23 protein-coding genes and 1 pseudogene are annotated in these 22295 nt (G+C 71.9%); 8 read left to right on the top strand and 16 right to left on the bottom strand.

Features of this window, described 5'->3' with window-relative positions:
• Positions 1 to 150 precede the first annotated feature (150 nt).
• Both AB0F98_RS14875 and AB0F98_RS14870 read right to left on the bottom strand, forming a co-directional pair.
• On the bottom strand, positions 151 to 795 hold the full coding sequence (locus AB0F98_RS14875; protein WP_357734404.1) for an HAD family hydrolase: 645 nt from the start codon (positions 793 to 795) through the stop codon (positions 151 to 153).
• Between the two features lie 55 nt (positions 796 to 850).
• On the bottom strand, positions 851 to 1714 hold the full coding sequence (locus AB0F98_RS14870) for a carbon-nitrogen hydrolase family protein (RefSeq protein ID WP_357734401.1): 864 nt from the start codon (positions 1712 to 1714) through the stop codon (positions 851 to 853).
• 99 nt (positions 1715 to 1813) lie between these two features.
• On the opposite strand from AB0F98_RS14870, the gene AB0F98_RS14865 reads away from it, so the two are divergent.
• The 6 genes from AB0F98_RS14865 (at position 1814) to mug (ending at position 6176) form a co-directional block, all read left to right on the top strand.
• A complete protein-coding gene (locus AB0F98_RS14865; protein WP_076467611.1) occupies positions 1814 to 2386 on the top strand; it encodes a TetR/AcrR family transcriptional regulator in 573 nt (190 codons plus the stop codon).
• A gap of 91 nt (positions 2387 to 2477) precedes the next feature.
• Positions 2478 to 3407, top strand: coding sequence for a TIGR04222 domain-containing membrane protein (locus tag AB0F98_RS14860; protein WP_357734398.1), 930 nt, complete (start codon positions 2478 to 2480; stop codon positions 3405 to 3407).
• Entirely contained in the window at positions 3404 to 4222 is an 819-nt protein-coding gene (locus AB0F98_RS14855; protein ID WP_357734394.1) for a DUF692 domain-containing protein, read from the top strand. The genes AB0F98_RS14860 and AB0F98_RS14855 overlap by 4 nt, the downstream gene beginning before the upstream one ends.
• Entirely contained in the window at positions 4219 to 4719 is a 501-nt protein-coding gene (locus AB0F98_RS14850) for a hypothetical protein (protein ID WP_357734391.1), read from the top strand. The genes AB0F98_RS14855 and AB0F98_RS14850 overlap by 4 nt, the downstream gene beginning before the upstream one ends.
• Positions 4720 to 4743: 24 nt before the next feature.
• Entirely contained in the window at positions 4744 to 5505 is a 762-nt protein-coding gene (locus AB0F98_RS14845; RefSeq protein ID WP_357734388.1) for an SDR family oxidoreductase, read from the top strand.
• Positions 5506 to 5552: 47 nt separating this feature from the next.
• Complete coding sequence (gene mug / locus AB0F98_RS14840; protein WP_357734385.1) at positions 5553 to 6176, top strand: G/U mismatch-specific DNA glycosylase; 624 nt, start codon at positions 5553 to 5555, stop codon at positions 6174 to 6176.
• 108 nt (positions 6177 to 6284) lie between these two features.
• Here the strand turns inward: mug and AB0F98_RS14835 are convergent, their stop codons facing one another.
• The 4 genes from AB0F98_RS14835 to AB0F98_RS14820 form a co-directional block, all read right to left on the bottom strand.
• Positions 6285 to 8264, bottom strand: coding sequence for an ABC transporter ATP-binding protein (locus tag AB0F98_RS14835; protein ID WP_357734748.1), 1980 nt, complete (start codon positions 8262 to 8264; stop codon positions 6285 to 6287).
• Between the two features lie 117 nt (positions 8265 to 8381).
• Positions 8382 to 9149: an enoyl-CoA hydratase/isomerase family protein gene (locus tag AB0F98_RS14830; RefSeq protein WP_357734382.1), complete on the bottom strand. Its 768-nt coding sequence runs from the start codon at positions 9147 to 9149 to the stop codon at positions 8382 to 8384.
• A 46-nt stretch (positions 9150 to 9195) separates the two neighbouring features.
• A complete protein-coding gene (locus AB0F98_RS14825; RefSeq protein WP_007462679.1) occupies positions 9196 to 9423 on the bottom strand; it encodes a helix-turn-helix domain-containing protein in 228 nt (75 codons plus the stop codon).
• A gap of 281 nt (positions 9424 to 9704) precedes the next feature.
• Positions 9705 to 11309 carry an ABC-F family ATP-binding cassette domain-containing protein gene (locus AB0F98_RS14820; RefSeq protein ID WP_357734378.1) on the bottom strand — a complete coding sequence of 535 codons (1605 nt, stop codon included), beginning with the start codon at positions 11307 to 11309 and terminating at the stop codon, positions 9705 to 9707.
• Between the two features lie 242 nt (positions 11310 to 11551).
• Between AB0F98_RS14820 and AB0F98_RS14815 the strand changes: the two genes are divergently transcribed.
• Positions 11552 to 12460, top strand: a complete 909-nt coding sequence (locus AB0F98_RS14815) for a neutral zinc metallopeptidase (protein WP_357734375.1) — start codon at positions 11552 to 11554, stop codon at positions 12458 to 12460.
• 129 nt (positions 12461 to 12589) lie between these two features.
• On the opposite strand, the gene AB0F98_RS14810 is transcribed toward AB0F98_RS14815, so the two are convergent.
• From AB0F98_RS14810 to AB0F98_RS14765, 10 genes and pseudogenes are all read right to left on the bottom strand, one after another.
• Positions 12590 to 13252: an acVLRF1 family peptidyl-tRNA hydrolase gene (locus AB0F98_RS14810; RefSeq protein ID WP_357734371.1), complete on the bottom strand. Its 663-nt coding sequence runs from the start codon at positions 13250 to 13252 to the stop codon at positions 12590 to 12592.
• 87 nt (positions 13253 to 13339) lie between these two features.
• Positions 13340 to 13963 carry a LysE family transporter gene (locus AB0F98_RS14805; RefSeq protein ID WP_357734368.1) on the bottom strand — a complete coding sequence of 208 codons (624 nt, stop codon included), beginning with the start codon at positions 13961 to 13963 and terminating at the stop codon, positions 13340 to 13342.
• Between the two features lie 424 nt (positions 13964 to 14387).
• Complete coding sequence (locus AB0F98_RS14800; RefSeq protein ID WP_076467628.1) at positions 14388 to 14759, bottom strand: metal-sulfur cluster assembly factor; 372 nt, start codon at positions 14757 to 14759, stop codon at positions 14388 to 14390.
• A complete protein-coding gene (sufU, locus tag AB0F98_RS14795) occupies positions 14756 to 15226 on the bottom strand; it encodes a Fe-S cluster assembly sulfur transfer protein SufU (protein WP_076467630.1) in 471 nt (156 codons plus the stop codon). The genes AB0F98_RS14800 and sufU overlap by 4 nt, the downstream gene beginning before the upstream one ends.
• On the bottom strand, positions 15226 to 16530 hold the full coding sequence (locus AB0F98_RS14790; protein ID WP_357734363.1) for a cysteine desulfurase: 1305 nt from the start codon (positions 16528 to 16530) through the stop codon (positions 15226 to 15228). Before AB0F98_RS14790 ends, sufU begins: the two co-directional genes overlap by 1 nt.
• 17 nt (positions 16531 to 16547) lie before the next feature.
• The gene (gene sufC / locus AB0F98_RS14785; protein ID WP_076467634.1) at positions 16548 to 17321 is read right to left on the bottom strand and encodes a Fe-S cluster assembly ATPase SufC; all 774 of its coding nucleotides are present in this window, start codon (positions 17319 to 17321) and stop codon (positions 16548 to 16550) included.
• Positions 17321 to 17647: a non-heme iron oxygenase ferredoxin subunit gene (locus tag AB0F98_RS14780; protein WP_357734358.1), complete on the bottom strand. Its 327-nt coding sequence runs from the start codon at positions 17645 to 17647 to the stop codon at positions 17321 to 17323. Before AB0F98_RS14780 ends, sufC begins: the two co-directional genes overlap by 1 nt.
• Positions 17647 to 18789 carry a Fe-S cluster assembly protein SufD gene (gene sufD / locus AB0F98_RS14775; RefSeq protein ID WP_357734355.1) on the bottom strand — a complete coding sequence of 381 codons (1143 nt, stop codon included), beginning with the start codon at positions 18787 to 18789 and terminating at the stop codon, positions 17647 to 17649. Before sufD ends, AB0F98_RS14780 begins: the two co-directional genes overlap by 1 nt.
• Before the next feature lie 131 nt (positions 18790 to 18920).
• Entirely contained in the window at positions 18921 to 20351 is a 1431-nt protein-coding gene (gene sufB, locus AB0F98_RS14770) for a Fe-S cluster assembly protein SufB (protein ID WP_357734352.1), read from the bottom strand.
• Positions 20348 to 21116 (bottom strand): annotated as a pseudogene (locus AB0F98_RS14765) (HTH domain-containing protein). Before AB0F98_RS14765 ends, sufB begins: the two are co-directional and overlap by 4 nt.
• Positions 21117 to 21268: 152 nt before the next feature.
• Here AB0F98_RS14765 and AB0F98_RS14760 point away from each other — a divergent pair.
• Positions 21269 to 22216: a COX15/CtaA family protein gene (locus AB0F98_RS14760; protein WP_357734744.1), complete on the top strand. Its 948-nt coding sequence runs from the start codon at positions 21269 to 21271 to the stop codon at positions 22214 to 22216.
• Positions 22217 to 22295 lie beyond the last annotated feature (79 nt).

Genomic DNA, 22295 nt, shown 5'->3' with positions numbered 1-22295 from the left:
CGATGCGCGGACCATGCTCATCCCCGGTCCGGCATCAGTCAACCGAAATACGGCCGTCCGCCCAGCGAGCGGAACCGGCCGGTCGATCGCGGCGCGGGCCCGAACGGCCGCGTCCCGGGCGGGCCCGCCAGGTGACTGGGCAGCGACCGTTCAGCCGGCCAGCACGGCGGCGACCGCCGCGATCAACCCGTCCGCCGTACGGGTCGGCCGGAACCTGCCGTCCGACCAGGTACGTCCCCGGTGCAGCCAGACGCTGGGCAGGCCGACCGACGAAGCGCCGCCGATGTCCGCCTCCGGGCTGTCGCCGACCATCCACGCACCCCGCAGCGGCATCCGTACGCGCTGGGCGGCGAGCGCGAAGATCCGGGGATTGGGCTTGCTGACGCCCGCCTCCTCGGAGATCACCCAGTCGGCGACGTACCGGTCCAGCCCGGTCCTGCGAATCTTGCCCTCCTGCTGCCGGACGGCACCGTTGGTGACCACCACCGGCACCCAACCGGCGTCGTCCGCGATCCGCAGCGCGCAGGCGATCAGCGGATCCAGTCGGGTGTGCGCGACCACCCCGTCGTGCAACTCCTCCACGAGGTCGATCGAGGGGACGCGCAGGTCGTACCGGTCCCGGATCGCGTCGGCCACGTCCCAGCGGTCGGTCAGCCCGTCGGCGTCGATGGAGAGCAGCCACTCGATGTCGGCCGGAGGCGCGCCGATGCCGTCCAGGAAGCGTTGCCCCCAGGCGCGGAACGGCCCGGCTCGGTCGAGCAGGGTGTTGTCCAGATCCAGGAGGAGCAATGGCACTCGGGCACCCTACGGGAATGAGCGCTTCCAGCGACAGATCCGTTACGTTAACTCCCTATCCCAGCAACGAGAGCCGGGTGGGGCCCTGATCGGGCAGCCGGTCGACGAGCATCGAGTGCGCGGCCCGAGTGGCCGCCAGCTGAGCCGGGTCCAGCGTCACGACCAGCACCTCCTCGCCGGTGTCCGCGCCCCGGGCCAACGTGCGCCCCTCGGGGTCGTGGACGGCGGCCCCGCCGTTGAACCGCCACGGGTCGGTGCCCCCGACCGAGTTGGCGAACACCACGTACATGGTGTTGTCCAACGCGCGGGCCGCGTAGTAGAGGTCGCGGCGATGCTCGGAGCCGGCCAGGTAGCCGCTGGGGCAGAGGTAGCCGTGCGCGCCGTCGACAGCGGCGGCCCGCCCGTGCTCCGGGAAGCAGCCGTCGTAGCAGATGCCCAGCCCGAGCCGCCAGCCGTCGACGAGCAGGGTGGCCCCTCGCGTGCCGGGCACGAACAACTCCCGTTCGCCACCCCAGAGCTGCTGCTTGTCGTAACCGGCCCGAACCTTGCCGCGCCGGTCGACGACCAGCGAGGAGATGGTCCGCCTGCCGTCGGGGTGACGCACCGCCGCGCCGATCACCACGCTGACGCCGCCGGCCACCGCCGCGGCGCTCAGCGGCGCCAGTCGCGGGTCGTCGACCGCACGGTCGCCGGCGGCCACCACGTCGGTCCCGGCCGGGTCGGCGGCGAGGGTCGGTGGGTGGTACGCGGTGAGGAAGAGTTCCGGCAGGACGGCGATCCGGGCGCCCGCGGCGGCGGCCCGGGCGACGAGGCGGGCGGCGGCGGCCGCGTTACCGGCGACGTCTCCGGGGACCGGTTCGGCCTGGACGGCGGCGACGGTCAGCGGGGCGGAGGGCAGGGTGGCGGGGGGCGGCGTCACGGGGGAGATGCTAGACCCGCGGCCCGACGGCCACGATCCCGCGATCCCAAGCCGTACGTACGGTTTGCATGATGCCCGGCCACCTGGGACCATCGAGGCGTGCCCAGAGTAAGCCAGGACCAACTCGACGCGCGCCGCCAGGAGATCCTCGCCGCCTCTCGGGCGTGTTTCGCGCGGCACGGCTACGAGGGCGCCACCGTGCGCCGCCTCGAGGAGGCCACCGGTCTCTCCCGGGGAGCCATCTTCCACCACTTCCGCGACAAGGATTCGCTCTTCCTCGCCGTCGCCGAGGACGACGCGGCGGCCATGGTCGAGACGGTGGCCCGCAACGGTCTGGTCCAGGTGATGCGGGACCTGTTGGCGGGGGCCATGTCGCCGGACACCACCGGCTGGTTGGGCACCCAGCTCGAGGTGTCCCGCCGGCTGCGTACCGACCCGGCGTTCGCCCGCCGCTGGGCCGAACGGTCCGCCGCCATCGCCGAGGCGACCCGCGAGCGACTGGCTCGCCAGCGGGACGCCGGCGTGCTGCGCGAGGACGTCCCGATCGACGTGCTGGCCCAGTTCCTCGAACTGGCCTACGACGGTCTCGTGCTGCACCTGGCGATGGGACGCCCCGCCGGCGACCTCGGCCCCGTGCTCGACCTGGTCGAGGAGGCGGTCCGCCGGCGTTGAACCCGGCGGCCGCGTCGCCGGTAAGGGCTCGTGGCGTTGGCCGAGTTGCTCCACAATGGTTCCGCCGACCCTTCGGTGACAGGAGCAACCGATGGCCGATTTCGAATTCGCCGCTTCGGGCGACACCTGGGGCGTCTCCGGTCCGACCTTCCTCCGGTTCTACCTGACCGCGGCGGCCCTGCTGGTAGCCGTCGCCGTGGTCCACCGGATCCGGCTCATCAGCGGCGGGCGGGAGGGTGGCCGTGATCCGCTGGACCCCCAACAGGCCGCGTACCTCAACGGCGGGGACACTCTCGCCGTGCACGCCGCGCTCGGCGGACTGCGCGCCCACGGCGCGATCGGCGTCGGGCGAAACCACCAGTTGAAGGCCACCGGCCCGCTGCCCGCCGGGGCGACGCCACTGGAGCAGGCGATCCACCACGCGGCCGGTCAGCGTGCCCGGGTCCGTGAGCTGCGCCGGGACCAGTGGGTGGACCGGGCGCTCACCGACCTGCGCGAGGGTCTCGAGCGGCGCGAGCTGCTCCTGTCGCCGGCGCACCGCATCGCGGCCCGGCGCGCCTCGCTGGCCCTGCTCACCCTGATCGCGATCGGCGGGGTGCGGGCGGTCCTCGGGCTCACCAACAGCCGGCCCGTCGGCTACCTGATGCTCAGCCTGGTGGCACTCGTCGTGGTCTCCCTGTTCCTGAGCCGGGTCCCACGGGTGACCCGGGCGGGTCGGCAGGCCCTGCACGACATGCGCCGCCAGCACGCCCACCTCGCGCCGTCCGCCGCCCCGTCGTACCCGACGTACGGCGCGGTCGGCGTGTCCACGGGCGTGGCGCTCTTCGGCGCCGCCTCGCTCTGGGCGCTCGACCCGGGCTTCGCCGAACAGGCCGAGATCCCGCGACAGGCCATCTCCAGCGGAGGTGTCGGCTCGTCGGGTGGTGACGGCGGCTCCGGTGGCGATGGCGGCTCGTGCGGCGGCGGCTCCTGCGGGGGCGGTGGCTGTGGCGGGGGCTGCGGCGGAGGCTGTGGCGGGTGAGCGGGCCGACCGGCGTCGGCATCGGCTGGCGCCCCGAGATCGCCGGTTTCGTCGCCGAACTACCCGGCCTGCGCTTCGTCGAGGTGGTGGCGGAGGCGCTGGCACCCTCCGGCCCGCTGCCCTCGGGGCTCACCGCGCTGCGCGAGCGGGGCGTGACCGTCGTACCGCACGGGGTGCGGCTCTCCCTCGGCGGCGCGGAGCCGGTCGACCCCACCCGGATCGAACACCTCGCCGCAGTCGCCGAACTGGTGAACGCGCCGCTGGTCAGTGAGCACATCGCCTTCGTCCGGGCCGGCGGATTGGAGGCCGGGCACCTCCTGCCCCTGCCGCGCAGCCGGGCGGCCGTCGACGCGGTCTGCGCGAACGTCGCCCGCGCCCGGGAGCGGCTGCCGGTGCCGATCGCGCTGGAACCGATCGCCGCGCTCTTCGACTGGCCCGACGACGAACTGGACGAGGCCGCCTTCCTCACCGAGATCCTCGAACGCTCCGACGCGCTGCTGCTGCTCGACATCGCCAACGTGTACGCGAACGCACGCAACCGTGGCACCGACCCGCTCGACCTGCTCGACCGGCTGCCGCTGGACCGGGTCGCGTACGTGCACGTGGCCGGCGGCGCCGAGCACGGCGGCTTCTACCACGACACGCACACCGACCCGGTGCCCCGGCCGGTGCTGGAGCTGGTCGGCGAACTCTGTGCCCGGCGGCGGCCGCCGGCTCTGCTGCTGGAGCGGGACGGCGGCTACCCACCCGCGCAGGCGCTCCGCGCCGAGCTCGACGCCCTCGCGGCCGCGTCGGGCTTCCCGGTGGTGACGTGACCGGCGACGCCCGGACCGACCGGGCGGACACCCTGGCCGCACGGCAGGCGGAGCTGGTCGCCGCCCTGGTGGCCGGCGGGCCGGTACCACCCGGATTCGCGCCCGCGCCGCTGGCCGCGGCCCGGGCCGCGTTACTGCGTAAGCGCGCCGGCGGGGTGGCCCGGCACTGGCCGCTGCTCGCCGCCGCCCTCGGCCCGGACTGGCCGACGACGTTCGCGACCTGGGCGGCCGACCGGCCGGCCCACGGTTCGCTCCGCGACGGTTGGGACCTGGCCCGCGCCCTTCGCGACGAAGGCACACTGCCCCCGCTCGGCGCGGAGGAACTGGCCGTCCGAGAGGCCGGTGCCCGCTACGACGGGCAACGTCCGCCCCGCCCACGCCGCCTGCCGGCCGTCCGCCGGGTGCGCGGCGCCGTGGCGGTCCAGCTCGCCGGCCGGGTACGCCTGCTCCGTCCCGCACCCCGCGTGAGCTTCGACCCCGCGGGTCGCGACCGCTGAGTCCGGTACGGCAGGATCGGCAGCATGGATCTCGGACTCAGCGAACGGGTGTACGTGCTGACCGGCGCTTCCCGGGGCCTCGGTTACGCGACCGCCGAATGCCTCGTAGCCGACGGGGCGCGGGTGGTGCTCTCCGCCCGGGACGCCGACATGGTCGCCGCCGCCGCGGACCGCCTCGGCGGCCCGGAACGGGCGATCGGGGTGCCGGGTGACCTGGGCGACCCGACGTTGCCGGAGCGCCTGGTCGGGGCGGCCGAGGAGCACTTCGGGCGGCTCGACGGCGCACTGATCTCGGTCGGCGGCCCGCCGGCCGGCAGCGCCGCGTCGGTCACCGACGAGCAGTGGCGCGCCTCGTTCGAGACGATCTTCCTCGGCACGGTCCGCGCCGTACGGACGATCACCGCCAACCTCGCCGACGGCGGCGCGATCGGGCTGGTCCTGTCCAGCTCCGCCCGCAGTCCACTACCCGGGCTCGGCATCTCCAACGGGCTCCGGCCCGGCCTGGTCGGTGCGGCCAAGGACATCGCCGACGAGTGCGGCCCCCGCGGCGTCCGTGTCGTCGGCCTGCTCCCCGGCCGCATCCTCACCGACCGCAGCCGGGAGTTGCTGGCCGCCACCGGTGACCCGGAGCGGGCGCTCACCGAGATCGAGGCGGCCATCCCGCTGCGCCGCCTCGGCGATCCCGCCGAGTTCGGCCGCGTCGCCGCATTCGTCCTCTCCCCCGCCGCCAGCTACGTCACCGGGGTCACCATCCCCGTCGACGGCGGCTCGCTGCGCGGGCTGTGAACCCGGACCCGCCCGGCGGTCGCCGGCCCGGCCGGTCGCGTCCCGGCGTGCCCGCCCCCGGCGACCGACGCCCCGGCTCCGGACCGCCGCTCGGCGACCGCCGTCCCGGTCCCGCCGGCCGGTACCCGCGACCGACCCGGGAGGAACTCGCGGCGGCGGCCGACCGTACCCTCCCCGATCTCATCGCGCCAGGCCTCGACGTGCTCTTCGTCGGCATCAATCCGGGCCTGTGGTCGGCCGCCACCGGATGGCACTTCGCCCGGCCGGGCAACCGGTTCTGGCCGGCGCTCTACCGGGGCGGCTTCACCCCACGGCTGCTGCATCCGAGCGAACAGGACGAACTGCCCGGGTACGGCATCGGCATCACCAACATGGTGGACCGCGCCAGCGCCCGCGCCGACGAACTGACCGCGGCCGAGCTGGTCGCCGGGGCGGAGACGCTGCGGGAGAAGGTGGCGCGGTACCGGCCGCGCTGGGTGGCGGTGGTCGGCGTGACCGCATATCGGATCGGGTTCGCCCGGCCCAAGGCGACGTTCGGCGTGCAACCGGAGCTGCTGGCAGCCGCCCGGCTCTGGGTGCTGCCCAATCCGAGCGGGCTCAACGCACACTTCACGCCCGAGAGTCTCGGTGCCGCCTTCGCCGAGCTACGCCAGGCGTCGAAGAGACTCTGACCCACCCCCCGGTGCCCGTCGATGCGGGCCGTGCGGGGTCGCCGGACCGCCTCGGCCCCCGCGCGTGCCGGGCGCGGCGGCGCACCGGTGTGTCGACCGGGGCCGCGTTCAGTTCGCGGCGGCCGGTGGCATCGTCTCCTCGGCCACGTACGTGCCCATCGGCACGACCATCGGCTCCGGGCCGGTCGCGTCCACGTACGGGGTGGGCGAGTCGGCGACCGCGAACTGCGTCCGGTAGAGCTCGGCGTAGAGGCCACCGACGGCGACCAGCTCGTCGTGCCGCCCCCGCTCGACGATGCGGCCGCCGTCGAGGACCAGGATCTGGTCGGCGTCACGGACCGTGGAGAGCCGGTGCGCGATCACCAACGCCGTACGCCCCGCCAGCGCCACGGACAGCGCCCGCTGGACGGCGGCCTCGCTCTCCGAGTCCAGGTGCGCCGTCGCCTCGTCGAGGATGACGATCGACGGGGCCTTGAGCAGCAGCCGCGCGATCGCGATCCGCTGCTTCTCACCCCCGGAGAACCGGTAGCCGCGTTCGCCGACGGTGGTCTCCAGCCCGTCGGGCAGAGACCGGACCAGGTCGGCGATCTGCGCACCGGCCAGCGCCGCCCACAGCTCGTCGTCGGTGGCGTCCGGCTTGGCGTAGCGCAGGTTCTCCCGGATCGACTCGTGGAACAGGTGCGAGTCCTGGGTGACCACGCCGATCTCGTCACGCAGCGAGGCGAGCGTGGCGTCCCGCACGTCGACGCCGCCGACGAGCACCTGGCCGTCGGTGACGTCGTAGACCCGCGGGATGAGCATGGACAACGTCGACTTGCCGGCGCCGGAGGGGCCGACCAGGGCGACCATCTGCCCCGGCTCGGCGGTGAACGAGACGCCACGCAGCACCGGCTCGGTGATCGTACGGTCGAGAGCCGCGACCTCCTCCAGCGAGGCGAGCGAGATGTCGGCTGCGCTCGGGTAGCGGAACCGCACGTCGCGGAACTCGACCCGGCCGTTGTCCTTGGGCACCGGCAACGCTTCGGGCTTCTCCTCGATCGCCGGGCGCAGGTCGAGCACCTCGAAGACCCGGTCGAAGGAGACGAGGGCGCTCATCACGTCGACGCGGACGTTGGAGAGCGCGGTCAGCGGGCCGTACAGGCGGGTGAGCAGCAGTGCGAGCGTCACGACGGTGCCGGCGCTGACGTTGCCGCTGACGGCGAGCCACCCGCCGAGGCCGTAGGTGAGCGCCTGGGCCAGCGAGGCGACCAGCAGCATGGCGACGAAGAAGGTCCGCGAGTACATGGCGGACTGGATCCCGATGTCGCGTACGCGCTCCGCCCGGCCGGCGAATCGGCGTGCCTCGCCGTCCGGCTGACCGAACAGCTTCACCAACAGCGCTCCCGCCACGTTGAACCGCTCGGTCATCGTGGCGTTCATCCTGGCGTCGAGGTTGTACGCCTCACGGGTGATGTCGGCGAGGCGCCGGCCGACCCGGCGGGCCGGGATGATGAAGACCGGCAGCAGCACCAACGACAGCGCGGTGATCTGCCAGGAGAGCGTGAACATGACGCCGGCGGTGAGCACCAGCTGGATGACGTTGCTGACGACGCCGGAGAGCGTCGAGGTGAACGCCCGCTGCGCACCGAGCACGTCGTTGTTGAGCCGGCTGACCAGCGCACCGGTCTGGGTCCGGGTGAAGAACTGCAACGGCATGCGCTGCACGTGGTCGTAGACCCTGGTGCGCAGGTCGAGGATGATGCCCTCGCCGATCCGGGCGGAGTACCAGCGTTGGGCCAGGGAGAGCAGCGCGTCGGCGATCGCGAGACCCCCGATGACCAGGGCGAGGCGGATCACCAGCGATCCGGCCTCGCTACCGCCCCGGTTGATCGCGTCGATGACGTCGCCCGCGAGCAGCGGAGTCGCCACACCGATCACCGCGGCGATCACCACGGTGATCAGGAAGACCACGATGTCGCGCCGGTACGGCTGGGCGAAGGCGAGGATCCGCTTCGCGGTGCCGCGCTTGATCTGGTGCGCCGAGACCTCGTCCTGACTGCGCATCGACCGGAGCATGCTCCAGCCGCCGCCCATGCCACCGCCGCCCATCGGGTTGGACACGCTCACCTCCAGGGTCGTCGGGCTGACCACACCGCCAGGTCAATTCTCCCGACGACACTGACAACCTCGACCGCAACCCGGATCTTCCCGAACGGTCCTCGCCGCTTACTCCCCTCGGCCGGCGAGGTCACGTAGCCGGCGGGTCTGTGCCTCGCGCTCCGCCCGCTGCTGTTCGGCGGGTGAGCGACCCGCGGCGCCGGCGAGCAGTGCCTTGATCTCGATCACGGCGTCCCGGTTGCCGGCCAGCAGCCCGATGGCCAGGTCGCGCACCGCGCCGTCCAGCTCGTCCGGCGGTACGACGAGAGTGGCCAGGCCGATCCGGTCCGCTTCGGCGGCGTCCATGCGGCGGCCGGTGGCACAGATCTCCAGCGCACGGGAATAGCCGACGAGCTCGACGAGGCGCTTCGTGCCGGCGAGGTCCGGCACGAGGCCGAGCGTCACCTCGGCCATCGACAACTTCGCGTCCTGGGCGAGCACCCGCAGGTCACAGGCGAGGGCCAACTGGAAGCCGGCTCCGATGGCGTGCCCTTGCACGGCCGCGACGGAGATGATGTCGGGGCGGTGCAGCCAGGTGAACGCGGCCTGGAACTCGGCGATGCGATCCGCGCACTCCTGCTCGGGCAGGGTGGCGAGCTCGGCGAAGGACCCCGGCCCGGAGGCGCCGGCCACCGACAGGTCGAGGCCGGCGGAGAACGCACGCCCTTCTCCCCGTACGACCACCACCCGCACGTCACCGGGCAGCTCGTGGGAGAAGGTGCTCATCGCGCGCCACATCGCCGGTGTCTGAGCGTTGAGCACGTCGGGCCGGCACAACGTCACCGTCGCTACCGGCCCGTCGCTTTCCAGCCGCACTCCGATCGCGTCGGCGGTCACCGGGCGAGCCGAGGGACGGCGCTGATGGACGACGTAACGGGCCCGATCACGCCTTCTTGCGGCGCCGGGCACCGCCGCGCTGGCGCAGCTGCACCCCGGACTCGGTGAGCACCCGGTGGATGAACCCGTAGGAACGGCCGGTCGAGGCCGCGAGCGCCCGGATGCTCTCCCCTGAGGTGTACCGCTTTACCAGGTCCTTGGCGAGCGTCTGGCGCTCGGCCCCGACGATCCGGCGACCCTTCTCAGTGCTGGTGGCTGTGCCGGTGGCTGCCATGCTGTGTCCTCACGTCCCAGACTGTGCGGTTCGGATACGGTCCCACCTATTAGACCGCCTCGAACGATCATGCGCCAGATATCAACTATTCGCCAACCGACACGCTATGCGATGTCAGCTTCCCGATAGGTGACGTCAGAACGGGCCCCACCTGCACCGACCAGGAGGTGGGTGCAGGTCTGCCGGCGATCTCTTGATCGACGGACGTCCTCGCGGCAGGATGAACCTCCCTGCCGGAGGGGCGACGTCCCACGGGGGGCGACGAGCGGATCCGCCGGAGGTCAGGCGAGCTCGACGAGTTCGAGCAGGTCGTCGCTCCAGGCGTCCTCGTCGCCGTCGGGCAGCAGGATGGCCCGGTCCGGCTTCAACGCCAGCACTGCGCCCGGGTCGTGGGTGACCAGCACGATCGCCCCGGGATAGCGGGCGATCGCGTCGAGCACCTGCTCGCGGCTGACCGGGTCGAGGTTGTTGGTCGGCTCGTCGAGCAGCAGCACGTTGGCGCCCGAGCAGACCAGGGTGGCCAGCGCCAGCCGGGTCTTCTCGCCACCGGAGAGCACCCCGGCCGGCTTGTCCACGTCCTCACCGGAGAAGAGGAAAGCGCCGAGGATCTTGCGCAGGTCGGTGTCGGTCTGCTCGATCGCGGCGGCCCGCATGTTCTCCAGCACCGTCCGGGTCACGTCCAGCGTCTCGTGCTCCTGCGCGTAGTAGCCCAGCCGCAGACCGTGCCCGGCGTGCACCTCGCCGGTGTCCGGCTGAAGCAGGCCGCCGAGCATCCGCAGCAGGGTCGTCTTACCGGCACCGTTGAGCCCGAGGATCGCCACTCGCGAGCCCCGGTCCACCGCGACGTTGACGTCGGTGAAGATCTCCAGCGACCCGTACGACTTGGAGAGCCCGCTCGCCGTCAGCGGCGTCTTGCCGCACGATGCGGGGGTGGGGAAGCGCACCTTGGCCACCTTGTCGGCAACCCGCACCTCCTCCAGCCCGGCGATCAGCTTCTCCGCCCGGCGGGCCATGTTCTGCGCGGCGACCGTCTTGGTGGCCTTGGCGCGCATCTTGTCCGCCTGCGCCATCAGGGCGCCGGCCTTCTTCTCGGCGTTGGCCCGCTCCCGGCGGCGTCGCCGCTCGTCGGTCTCCCGCGCCTCCAGGTACGCCTTCCAGCCCAGGTTGTAGACATCGACCACGGAGCGGGTGGCGTCCAGGAACCAGACCTTGTTGACCACGGCGTCCAGCAGCGAGGCGTCGTGACTGATCACGATGAGCCCGCCCTTGTGGTTGGCGAGGAAGCTGCGCAGCCAGGTGATCGAATCCGCGTCGAGGTGGTTGGTCGGCTCGTCGAGCAGCAGGATGCCGCCCCCGTTCTCGCCCGCGTCGCGGAACAGGATCCGGGCGAGCTCGATCCGGCGGCGCTGACCGCCGGAGAGGGTGCCGATGGTCTGGGCGAGCGCCCGGTCGGGTAGGCCCAGGTTGGCACAGATCCGGGCGGCCTCCGCCTCGGCCGCGTACCCGCCCAGCGACGCGAACTGGTCCTCCAGGGCGCCGTAGCGCCGGACCAGCTTCTCGTCGGCGTTGTCGGCGAGCTTGGCCTCGATCTCGGCCATTTGTGCCATCAGCACGTCCAGGCCGCGCGCGGAGAGCACCCGGTCGCGGCCGGTCACCTCCAGGTCGCCGGTACGCGGATCCTGAGGCAGGTAGCCGATGGCGCTGCGGCGGTCGATCTGGCCGGCGTACGGCTGACCCTCCCCCGCCAGCACCTTCAGGGTGGTGGTCTTGCCCGCGCCGTTGCGCCCGACCAGGCCGATCCGGTCACCGGGCTGCACGCGCAGCGTGGTGTCGGACAGCAGGATCCGGGCGCCGGCGCGCAACTCCAGGCCGGTGGCAGTGATCATGTCGTGAGGCTCGCTCTCGGGGTCCGGAAGGCTGACTCAGGGCACGCGAAAACGCCGGCGGGCGACGGGCCCGTCGGCGCGGGGCGGTTCAGCCTTCGCAGCGCAGCACCCGACAAGTGTACCGGCCGCTTCCCGACCTCCCCGCCGGATTACCGTTCAAGATCATCGGGTACGGAACCAGACGTCCGGACCCGGTCCGGTACCGCAACCACCCACACGGACGAATCGGCGATCGGGGACAGATGGAGCTGAACGAGAACGCGCAGATAGACACCAGCCAGGTGGACGATAGACGGGAGTCCGGCGGGGGCGGCCTCGGCGGGATACCAATCCCGATCGGTGGCGGGCGGGGCGGGATCGTGGGCGTCGTCATCGCCGTCCTGGTCGCCCTGGTCGGCGGCGGCTTCGGCCTCAACGCCGCCATGGACGGCGGCGACCCGGCGGGCGACAACACCGCCCTGGAGCAGAAGTGCTCGGCGGACGACGCGCTGCGGCAGCTCGACTGCCGCAACACCCTCTACGTCAACTCGATCCAGGCGTACTGGCGTACCGCGCTCCCGCAGGAGTTCGGCGAGCAGTACCGGCCCTCGCGGACCGTGTTCTTCAGCCGGGCCGTCAACACCGCCTGCGGCGCGGCCGACTCCGGCGTCGGCCCGTTCTACTGCCCCGCCGACGACCTCGTCTACATCGACCTCGGCTTCTATCGGGTGCTCGCCGAGCAACTGGGCGCCCAGGGCGAGTTCGCCCAGCCGTACGTGCTGGCCCACGAGTACGGCCACCACGTGCAGGACCTGATCGGCACCGAGGCGCAGATGCGCCGACAGCAGCAACGCGATCCCGGCAACGCCAACGCGCTCTCGGTGAAGCTGGAACTCCAGGCCGACTGCTACGCGGGCGCCTGGGCGCGTAACGCCACCGGCACCGCCGACGCCAGCGGCCAGAAGATCTTCGCCAGCATCACCGAGCAGGACATCCAGCAGGCGATCGACACGGCCGAGAAGATCGGCGACGACGCCATCTCCGCGCGGGCGAACCGGCCGGTGAACCCGGAGGAGTTCACCCACGGCTCGTCCGCCCAGCGCAAACAGTGGTTCAGCCGGGGCTACTCCGCCGGCGACCCGAAGGCCTGCGACACCTTCGGCAGCGGCTGAGCGCCGTCCCTTCCCCAACCCGGCCCCCGGCCACCGCCGGGGGCCGGGCCCGTGCGGGGGGCTTGATCGACGGAGGTTCGGCGTGGTCAGGCCGGCACGGGATCGTTCCGGGCCAGCGGTCCCGGGTGGTCAGGCCGGCGCGTCGCCGTCCGGGTCACGGACCAGGATGTGTACGGACCGAGCGCCGGCGATCGCGTCGACCAGTACCGCGTGCCGCGGCTCGGGCACGTCCAGCAGCCGGTCGGCGCGCAACGCCGCGAGCGGGGCGAGCCGCCGATCGGCGAGCACGGTGTCGATCGCTCGTCGATCACCGCCGCAGACCAGCGCGTCCAGCGACGAGACCTGCGGGAGCAGCAGTCGTACCGCCAGCTCGATCGCGTCGCCCAGCGCCGCCTTGGTCTGGTTGTCGCGCCGGCGGGCGAAGCGCTGCTGGGACCAGCCTCCCGCCGCCGTCCGTCCTTGCACGTAGCGGCTGTCCACCTTCGACACCACGAGGTCCACCCCGTCGGCGATGCCGACCGCCACTCCACCCTTGCGGGCGAGCAGCAGACCGAGCCGGCGTGGCGCGGTCGCGGCGGCGACGAAGCCCGGCACGTCGGTGGCGGCCGGAGCACCGGGCGGGGCGTGGAGTTCGGCGGTCCCGCCGTCCGGGGCCGTGAGCAGCAGCCCGTACGGCTCGGTGGTGACGGCGGGCGGGCCGTGCCGGCCGGCGAAACCGTCCACCCAGCGGGCCACCCGGGCCGGGTCGACCTCGACCCACCGGCCGCCCCCGGCAGCGGGTCGACTCGACATGGCACTGACCGTACGGCACCCCCGGCTCCTCGCCGCTCGCACCCCATCGACACCACCCATGATCAACGGGATGGAGGCGTGCCGGGGTCAGGCGTGGAGGAGGGTGGTCAGGGCCAGCGCTGCGATGATGGCGCTGGACGCTAGCGCGGTCAGCAGGCGGCCGCGCGGGCCGGCGAGCGTCCGGCCGACCAGGGTGCCGCCTCCGGCGATCAGCAGCTGCCAGCTCGCCGAGGCGACGAACGCGCCCAGGACGAAGAGCACGGCGGCCCACGGATCCGAATCGGCCGCATCGCCCCGCCCCAGCACCAGCGCGGTGAAGTAGACGACGGTCGCCGGGTTCAACAGGGTCAGCGCGAGCACGCCGGCGAACGCCCGCCCCGGATTGTCCAGCCCGCCGCCGCCACGCCGGGCCTCCGTTGGCCGGGGACGGAACGCCCGCCAGGTTGTGAGGGCGGCGATCGCGAGCAGGACGACCGCCGCCACAACTCGCAGCGGACCGGCCGCCGGCGCGATCACCGCGGCCAGGGCGGCGCCGCCGAGCGCCGCGACCGCGGCGTAGAGGCCGTCGGCGGTGGCCACGCCGAGCGCCGCGGCGGCGCCGACCCGGAAGGAGGTCCGGGCGCTCAGCCCCAGGATCAGCACCGCGATCGCACCGACCGGAACAGCGACCCCGTAGCCGGCGACCAAGCCGGCGAGGAATGCCCTGGTCACGACGGTCGGCGGTGGGTCGAGACGCGACCACACGGCCGCTGCTGTCGACGGGCGCTGCCGCCCTCGGCGACAGGAACGGACTTCATCCGGTACGTCTCGAACACGCCGTCATCCTGGCCCGTCGCTGCCGGTGCCCGCGACTGATTTCACCCCGAGTCCGCGAGCCGGCCGGGCTTATGCCGGCCGCGCCCGCCGTAACCCCCCGGAGCGTGATACCTGAGGGGTATAAAAATGCCTCTGCGGTATCACGGTTCGCATCAACATGTGTGTCCTGGCCGGCGGGCACCCCGGCGACAGCCATCGCCAGGGCGGCACCGTTGGCGGGGACGGTGGCCCTGGCGGAGACGGTGAACTTGGCGAACGGGCGCCGGAGACACGTCGGGCGCGGCACCCGCTGGGTGTCGCGCCCGACGAGCAGGCTCGCTCAGACGTTGAAGCCGAGGGAGCGGAGCTGGTCGCGTCCCTCGTCGGTGATCTTGTCGGGGCCCCACGGCGGCAGCCACACCCAGTTGATCCGGATGTCGTTGACCAGTCCGCCGCCCGGGCCGGTGGTCAGCGCCTGCCGCGCCTGGTCCTCGATGACGTCGGTCAGCGGGCAGGCCGCCGACGTGAGCGTCATGTCGAGGGTGACCACGTTCTCGTCGTCGACGTGCATCCCGTACACCAGGCCGAGGTCGACCACGTTGATGCCCAGCTCCGGGTCGACGACGTCCTTCATCGCCTCCTCGATGTCGGCGAGGGCGGCCTTGCCGCCGCCGGTCGCCGGCGTCGCGGCGGTGGTGGTTTCGTCGCTCATGCCTTCACCTCCGGGCTCACGCCCACCCCGGCGCGTGCCGCGGCGTCCTTGAACGCCATCCACGGCAGCAGCGCGCACTTCACCCGAGCGGGGTAGCGGGCCACACCCGCGAACGCCACCCCGTCACCGAGCACATCCTCGTCCGGCGTGACCTGGCCACGCCCGGACATCAACTCGACGAACGCCTCGTGCACCTCGAAAGCTTCCCCGGCCCGCCGGCCCCTCAGCAGCTCGTGCAGCACGCTGGCCGACGCCTGACTGATCGAGCAGCCCATGCCCTCGTACGAGATGTCGGTGAGCACGCTGCCGTCCGTCGCCACCCGCACGGTGACCTCGTCCCCGCAGGTCGGGTTCACGTGGTGCGCCTCCGCGAGGTGCGCTCCGCCGTCGGCGTCGCGCAGCCCGCGCCCGTGCGGGTGCTTGTAGTGATCCAGGATGATCTCCTGGTAGAGCTGGTCGAGCTGCATCAGTTGAACACCTTCCGCACCTGCTCCAGACCCGCCACCAGAGCGTCGATCTCCTCGGTGGTGGTGTAGAGGTAGAACGAGGCCCGCGTCGTCGCCGGCACCCCGAAGCGGGTGCAGACCGGGCGGGCGCAGTGGTGACCCACCCGCACCTGCACACCCAGCGAGTCGAGCACCTGACCCACGTCGTGGGGGTGCACGTCGCCGAGCGCGAACGAGATGGTGCCGCCCCGGCCGACCGGCACGGTCGGCCCGAAGATCCGCAGGCCGGGCACCGTGGCGAGAGCGTCGAGCGCGTACGCCGTCAGCTCCTTCTCGTGCCACTGGATGGCCTTCATGCCGATGTCGGAGAGGTAGTCCACCGCGGCGCCGAGCGCCACGGCCTCCGCGATCGGCGGGGTGCCCGCCTCGAACCGGGCCGGCGGCGCGGCGAACGTGGAGCCGGACATCGCCACCGTCTCGATCATCGAGCCGCCACCGAACACCGGCGGCATCGCCGCCAGCAGCTCGGCCCGCCCCCAGAGCACCCCGATGCCGGTCGGACCGCACATCTTGTGACCGGTGAAGACGATGAAGTCGGCGTCGTAGTCGACCACGTCCATCGGCAGGTGCGGCACGGACTGCGAGCAGTCCAGCAGCAGCAGCGCCCCCACCTGACGCACCCGCTCGGTGATCCGCGCGGTGGCGTTCACGGTGCCGAGGATGTTCGACATGTGCACCAGCGAGACGATCTTCGTCCGCTCGGTGATCAGGTCGTCCAGGCCCGACTCGTCGAGGCGCCCCTGGTCGGTGACCGGGAACCAACGCAGGGTCGCGCCGGTGCGCTCACAGAGCAGCTGCCACGGGACGATGTTCGAGTGGTGCTCCATCTCGGAGATGACCACCTCGTCACCGGGCCCGAGGCGGAACCGGGGGTCGGCGTCCGGACGCAGCGAAGCGTTGGAGAACGCGTACGCCACGATGTTGATCGCCTCGGTGGAGTTCTTGGTGAACACCACCTCGTCCGGGCTCGGCGCGTTGATGAACGCGGCGAGCTTCGCCCGGGCGCCCTCGTACGCCTCGGTGGCCTCGGTGCCGAGGGTGTGCACGGACCGGGACACGTTCGCGTTGTGTCGCGCGTAGTGCTCGGCGAGCACGTCGAGCACCTGACGCGGCTTGTGCGAGGTGTTGGCGCTGTCGAGATAGACCAGCCGGTGCCCGTTGATCTCCCGGTCGAGGATCGGGAAGTCGGCGCGTACCTTCGCTACGTCGTAGCGCGGCACGTCGCCGTACTGCGGCATCCCCGGCGGGATCGCGATCGTGGTCATCTCCGCGTTCCTAACGCTCAGGCCCGGGCCGAACCGGCCCCGGCGACGTACCGCTCGTAGCCCTCGTCCTCGAGCTTGTCGGCCAGCTCCGGGCCACCCTGCTCGACGATCCGGCCGGCCACGAACACGTGCACGAAGTCCGGCTTGATGTAGCGCAGGATGCGGGTGTAGTGGGTGATCAGCAGCAAACCGGTGTCACCGGTGTCGCGGACCCGGTTGACGCCCTCGCTGACCACGCGCAGCGCGTCCACGTCGAGGCCGGAGTCGGTCTCGTCGAGGATCGCCATCTTCGGCTTGAGCAGCTCCAGCTGCACGATCTCATGCCGCTTCTTCTCACCGCCGGAGAAGCCCTCGTTGACGTTGCGCTGGGCGAACGCCGGGTCCATCTGCAGCCGCTCCATCGCCCCACGCAACTCGCCGGCCCAGGTGCGCAGCTTCGGCGCCTCGCCGTCGATGGCGGTCTTGGCGGTACGCAGGAAGTTGGCCACCGACACGCCGGGCACCTCGACCGGGTACTGCATGGCGAGGAAGAGACCGGCGCGGGCCCGCTCGTCGACGGACATGGCCAGCACGTCCTCGCCGTCGAGGGTCACCGAACCGCCGGTGATCTCGTACTTGGGGTGGCCGGCGATCGAGTACGCGAGAGTGGACTTGCCGGAGCCGTTGGGGCCCATGATGGCGTGGGTCTCACCGGAGCGGACGGTCAGATCGACACCGGCCAGGATCGGCTTGAGCTCACCCTCGGGCAGCTTGACCGACACCTTCAGGTCGCGGATCTCCAGGGTGCTCATTATCGGGTCACTCCATTGCTCGGCGTCAGGCTGACGTAGATGTCGCCGTCGCGGACTTCGACGGGATAGACGGGGACGGGTTCGGTGGCGGGCAGCCCGGTGGGCTCGCCGGTACGCAGGTCGAAGCGGGAGCCGTGCAGCCAGCACTCCAGCGTGCAGCCCTCGACCTCGCCCTCGGAGAGAGCCACCGCGGCGTGCGAGCACTCGTCGTAGACGGCGTAGAAGTTGTCGTCCTCGCCGTGCACCAGCGCGATCTGGGTGCCGTCGACGTCCGCGCTGATCACGGCGCCCTTGGGCACGTCCTCGGTGGAGCAGATCCGGATCATCAGGCGCCCGCCTTGGCGAGCCGCTCCTCGATCGCCGCACCGAGCCGCTCGCGCAGCTCCTCTACCGGGATCTTGTTGATCAGCTCGGCGAAGAAGCCGCGCACCACCAGCCGGCGGGCCTCTCCCTCCGGGATACCCCGGGCCATGAGGTAGAACAGCTGCTCGTCGTCGAAGCGGCCGGTCGCGCTCGCGTGGCCCGCACCGGCGATCTCGCCGGTCTCGATCTCCAGGTTCGGTACGGAGTCGGCCCGCGCACCGTCACTGAGCAGCAGGTTCCGGTTGATCTCGTACGTGTCGGTGCCGGTCGCCTCGGCCCGGATCAGCACGTCACCGACCCAGACGGTGTGCGCGCTGTCGCCCTGCAGGGCGCCGCGGTAGCCGACGTAGCTGCGGCAGTCCGGGGTGTTGTGGTCGACCAACTGCCGGTGCTCCAGGTGCTGGCCCGAGTCGGCGAAGTAGACGCCGTACAGCTCGGCCTCGCCGCCCCGGCCGGTGTACTCCACCGAGGTGTACTGCCGGACCAGGTCACCGCCGAGCGAGACCTGGACGTGCACCACCTTCGCGTCGCGGCCCAACTTCACCTTGAGGTGCTGCGCCTGCACCGCGTCATCGGCCCAGTCGGCGACCGTGACGAGGGTCAGCTTCGCCCCGTCGGCCACGGCCACCTCGACGTTGTCGGCCAGCGTGGCCGAACCGACGTGCTCCAGCACCAGGGTCACCTCGGCGAACCGGCCAACCTCGACGAAGGTGTGCCCGAAGGCCAGCCCTTCCGCACCGTCGCCGACCACCCGCACGGTCACCGGCGCCGCGACCACGGCCTCCCGCGCAACCTGGATCAGCAGCGCCTCACCGGCACCGCTGTACGCCAGCGCGCTGACCCGGTCGAACGGGGTGAGCACGCTGCCCACCCGCGGGTCGTCCTTCGCGATGCGGCCGAGCGTCACGCCCGCGGGCAGGTCGCCGTGCTCGTGCCGGACCGCGCCGGTGGCGGCCTGCGGCTGGCCCACCAGGCCACGCAGCCGCTTGAGCGGGGTGAAGCGCCACTCCTCCTCCAGGCCGGTGAGAGCCGGGAAGTCGGCGACGTCGTACGAGCGGAGCGCCTGCGACTTCGTGGTCGGTGGCGCGGAAGCCTGGGTAGTCATCTCTTCCTTGGTCTGTTCTGCGATTAGTCGGAGGGTCGGTCGGGGCTGGTCGCGGCCCCGACCGGCCCGCCGGGCTGGGCTCGGACCGGCCGTGTTTCGCCCGACGGGTCAGGCGGGATCAGCCGGCTGGGTCAGCCGACCGCGCCCTCCATCTGGAGCTCGATCAGGCGGTTGAGCTCCAGGGCGTACTCCATCGGGAGCTCCTTGGCGATCGGCTCGATGAAGCCGCGCACGATCATCGCCATCGCCTCGTCCTCGGACATTCCCCGGCTCATCAGGTAGAAGAGCTGGTCCTCGCTGACCTTGGAGACGGTCGCCTCGTGCCCCATCGCCACGTCGTCCTCGCGGATGTCGACGTACGGGTAGGTGTCCGAGCGGGAGATGGTGTCGACCAACAGCGCGTCGCACTTGACCGTGCTCTTGCTGTGGTGCGAGCCCTCCATCACCTGAACCAGGCCACGGTAGGAGGTGCGGCCACCGCCGCGGGCGATCGACTTGGAGACGATCGTGCTGCTGGTGTGCGGCGCGGCGTGCACCATCTTGGCGCCGGCGTCCTGGTGCTGCCCCTCGCCGGCCATGGCCACCGAGAGCACCTCGCCCTTGGCGTGCTCACCGAGCATGTAGACCGCCGGGTACTTCATGGTGACCTTGGAACCGATGTTGCCGTCGACCCACTCCATGGTCGCGCCCTCCTGGCAGGTGGCGCGCTTGGTGACCAGGTTGTAGACGTTGTTCGACCAGTTCTGGATGGTCGTGTAGCGGCACCGGGCGTTCTTCTTGACGATGATCTCGACCACGGCGCTGTGCAGCGAGTCCGAGGAGTAGAGAGGCGCGGTGCAGCCCTCGACGTAGTGCACGTACGCGCCCTCGTCGACGACGATCAGCGTCCGCTCGAACTGGCCCATGTTCTCCGTGTTGATCCGGAAGTAGGCCTGCAGCGGGATCTCCACGTGCACGCCCTTCGGCACGTAGATGAACGAGCCACCGGACCAGACGGAGGTGTTCAACGCGGCGAACTTGTTGTCACCCACCGGGATGACGGTGCCGAAGTACTCCTTGAACAGGTCCTCGTGCTCCCGCAGCGCCGTGTCGGTGTCGAGGAAGATGACGCCCTGCTCCTCGAGGTCCTCACGGATCTTGTGGTAGACGACCTCGGACTCGTACTGCGCCGCGACACCGGCGACCAGCCGCTGCTTCTCCGCCTCGGGGATGCCCAGCCGGTCGTAGGTGTTCTTGATGTCCTCGGGCAGGTCCTCCCAGCTGGTGGCCTGCTTCTCCGTCGACCGGACGAAGTACTTGATGTTGTCGAAGTCGATCCCGGTGAGATCGGCGCCCCAGGACGGCATCGGCTTGCGCTCGAACAGCCGCAGGCCCTTCAGGCGCAGGTCGAGCATCCAGGCCGGCTCGTTCTTCTTGGCCGAGATGTCCCGCACCACGGCCTCGTTGAGGCCCCGCTGGGCGGCGGCCCCGGCGACGTCCGGGTCGGCCCAGCCGTACTCGTAGCGGCCCAGGGCGGCGAGCTGCTCCTCCTGGGTGAGTGGCTGGACGATCTGCTCGGTCATCTATCTGTCCTCACAGTGGTGACGGGTCTTTCCGGACTGGACACGCCCCGGCTGGGCGGGGATGTGCGTGGTGCACACCCCGTCGCCGTGCGCGATGGTGGCCAGGCGCTGCACGTGGGTGCCGACCAGGCGGGAGATCACCTCGGTCTCGGCCTCGCACAGCTGGGGAAACTCGGCGGCCACGTGTGCCACCGGGCAGTGGTGCTGGCAGAGCTGGCCGCCGGAGGCGATCGTGGATGCGCTCGCAGCGTAACCCTCGGCGGTCAATGCCCCGGCGAGTGCCTCCGCCCGGGCGAGCGGATCGTCGCCGGCGTCCTCCATGGCCGCCCGGCAGCGGGCCTCCAGGGCGGAGACCTGCTCGGCGGCGAACGTCTCCACCGCCTCCGAACCGCCGCTGCGGGCGATCCAGCGCAGCGCGGCGGTGGCCATGTTGTCGTAGTGGTGGGTGCCGCAGCGGAGCCGGGCGGCCTCGGTCAGCACGAAGACCTTCGCCGGGCGCCCCCTGCCCCGGTGGCCTTGGATCGTCTGGTCGCGGGCGATGACGTCGCCGTCCGCGAGCATCGCGTCGAGGTGCCGGCGGATCGCGGCCGGGCTGAGCCCGAGCGCCGAACCGAGCTGCGCCGCGGTGGTTGCGCCCTGCTCCAGCAGCAGCTGGGTCACCCGGTCACGGGTGGACAGGTCGGCCCCGACGGTGGCGGACGCGCGCTGACCGGCGACCGGATCGGTCGCCGACCGGTGCCGGGAGACTCCCGCCGCCTTTTTCACAACGCCCACGTTACGTATTTCGTCCGAGGCCCGCAAACCGATGTCCCGGTGATTCCAACCACCGTGTTACCGGACTCGAAGGAAGATCGATCACTACGTTGCGTAGGATTTGCGCCGTGAAGCGATACGTCCGGTTCCCGGTCCCCGCCGCGCTGCACCGCCTGCTCGATCGGTTCCCGGTCCCGGCGGCACTGCTGCGCCGGCTCGCGCTCGCCTCGATCATCGCGAACGTCGGAATCGTGGTCACCGGCGGGGCGGTGCGGTTGACCGCCTCCGGGCTCGGCTGCCCGACCTGGCCACGATGCACCGACGGGTCGTACGTCCCCACGAACGAGATGGGCGTGCACGGGGTGATCGAGTTCGGCAACCGGACGCTCACGTTCGCGGTGGGCATCATCGCGTTCGCCACCGTGCTGGCGGCGCTGGCGCACCGGCCTCGCCGACGCGGAGTGCTGGCGCTGTCCATCGCGGTCTTCTGCGGCATCCCGGCGCAGGCGGTGGTCGGCGGCATCACGGTGCTGACCAACCTGAACCCGTGGGTGGTCGGCCTGCACTTCCTCGCCTCGATGGCGGTGATCGCGGCCGCGTACGCCCTCTGGCGCCGCACCGCGGACCCGGACGGGCCGGCGGTGGCCGTGGTACCCGCACCGCTGCGGACGCTGGCCCGGCTCACCACGGTGGTCGGCGTGGCGGTGCTGCTGATCGGCACCTGGGTGACCGGCAGCGGCCCGCACGCCGGCGACCGGGACGCGGTGCGCAACGGCCTGGACCCGGAGTCGATCTCGCAGGTGCACGCCGACAGCGTGTTCCTGCTGCTCGGGCTCTCGGTGGCGCTGGTCTTCGCGTTCCGCGCGGTGGGCGCGGCGCGGGCCGAACGCGCCGCGCTGCTGCTGGTCGGGGTCGAACTCGGTCAGGGCCTGATCGGCTTCGTGCAGTACTTCACCCACCTGCCGGGAGTCCTCGTCGGCGCGCACATGTTCGGCTCGTGCCTGGTCCTGTTGGCCGCGCTGCACGTGCAGTGGTCGACCCGGGAACGTCGAGCCGTGCCCGCGGCCCCAGCGCCAACTCCGGCCGCCGAACCCGTCACCGTCGCCGTCTGACCCGCCACCGCGCAGCCGTCGGCCCGGGCCCGGTCCGGCCTCGGGGCCGGGGCCGACGTGGAGACACCCTCGAGCGGTA

The sequence above is a fragment of the Micromonospora sp. NPDC023737 genome (assembly GCF_040639715.1).
GTDB lineage: Bacteria > Actinomycetota > Actinomycetes > Mycobacteriales > Micromonosporaceae > Micromonospora.
This window is presented reverse-complemented; position numbering and strand designations above follow the sequence as displayed.

What these genes read in the sequence shown, in the direction of transcription:
- AB0F98_RS14860 (WP_357734398.1), top strand. Translation starts at nt 2,478, where the DNA reads ATGGCCGATTTCGAATTCGCCGCTTCGGGCGACACCTGGGGCGTCTCC.
- AB0F98_RS14845 (WP_357734388.1), top strand. Translation starts at nt 4,744, where the DNA reads ATGGATCTCGGACTCAGCGAACGGGTGTACGTGCTGACCGGCGCTTCC.
- AB0F98_RS14835 (WP_357734748.1), bottom strand. Translation starts at nt 8,264, where the DNA reads ATGGGCGGCGGTGGCATGGGCGGCGGCTGGAGCATGCTCCGGTCGATG.
- AB0F98_RS14825 (WP_007462679.1), bottom strand. Translation starts at nt 9,423, where the DNA reads ATGGCAGCCACCGGCACAGCCACCAGCACTGAGAAGGGTCGCCGGATC.
- AB0F98_RS14820 (WP_357734378.1), bottom strand. Translation starts at nt 11,309, where the DNA reads ATGATCACTGCCACCGGCCTGGAGTTGCGCGCCGGCGCCCGGATCCTG.
- AB0F98_RS14815 (WP_357734375.1), top strand. Translation starts at nt 11,552, where the DNA reads ATGGAGCTGAACGAGAACGCGCAGATAGACACCAGCCAGGTGGACGAT.
- AB0F98_RS14810 (WP_357734371.1), bottom strand. Translation starts at nt 13,252, where the DNA reads ATGTCGAGTCGACCCGCTGCCGGGGGCGGCCGGTGGGTCGAGGTCGAC.
- AB0F98_RS14800 (WP_076467628.1), bottom strand. Translation starts at nt 14,759, where the DNA reads ATGAGCGACGAAACCACCACCGCCGCGACGCCGGCGACCGGCGGCGGC.
- sufU (WP_076467630.1), bottom strand. Translation starts at nt 15,226, where the DNA reads ATGCAGCTCGACCAGCTCTACCAGGAGATCATCCTGGATCACTACAAG.
- AB0F98_RS14790 (WP_357734363.1), bottom strand. Translation starts at nt 16,530, where the DNA reads ATGACCACGATCGCGATCCCGCCGGGGATGCCGCAGTACGGCGACGTG.
- sufC (WP_076467634.1), bottom strand. Translation starts at nt 17,321, where the DNA reads ATGAGCACCCTGGAGATCCGCGACCTGAAGGTGTCGGTCAAGCTGCCC.
- AB0F98_RS14780 (WP_357734358.1), bottom strand. Translation starts at nt 17,647, where the DNA reads ATGATCCGGATCTGCTCCACCGAGGACGTGCCCAAGGGCGCCGTGATC.
- sufD (WP_357734355.1), bottom strand. Translation starts at nt 18,789, where the DNA reads ATGACTACCCAGGCTTCCGCGCCACCGACCACGAAGTCGCAGGCGCTC.
- sufB (WP_357734352.1), bottom strand. Translation starts at nt 20,351, where the DNA reads ATGACCGAGCAGATCGTCCAGCCACTCACCCAGGAGGAGCAGCTCGCC.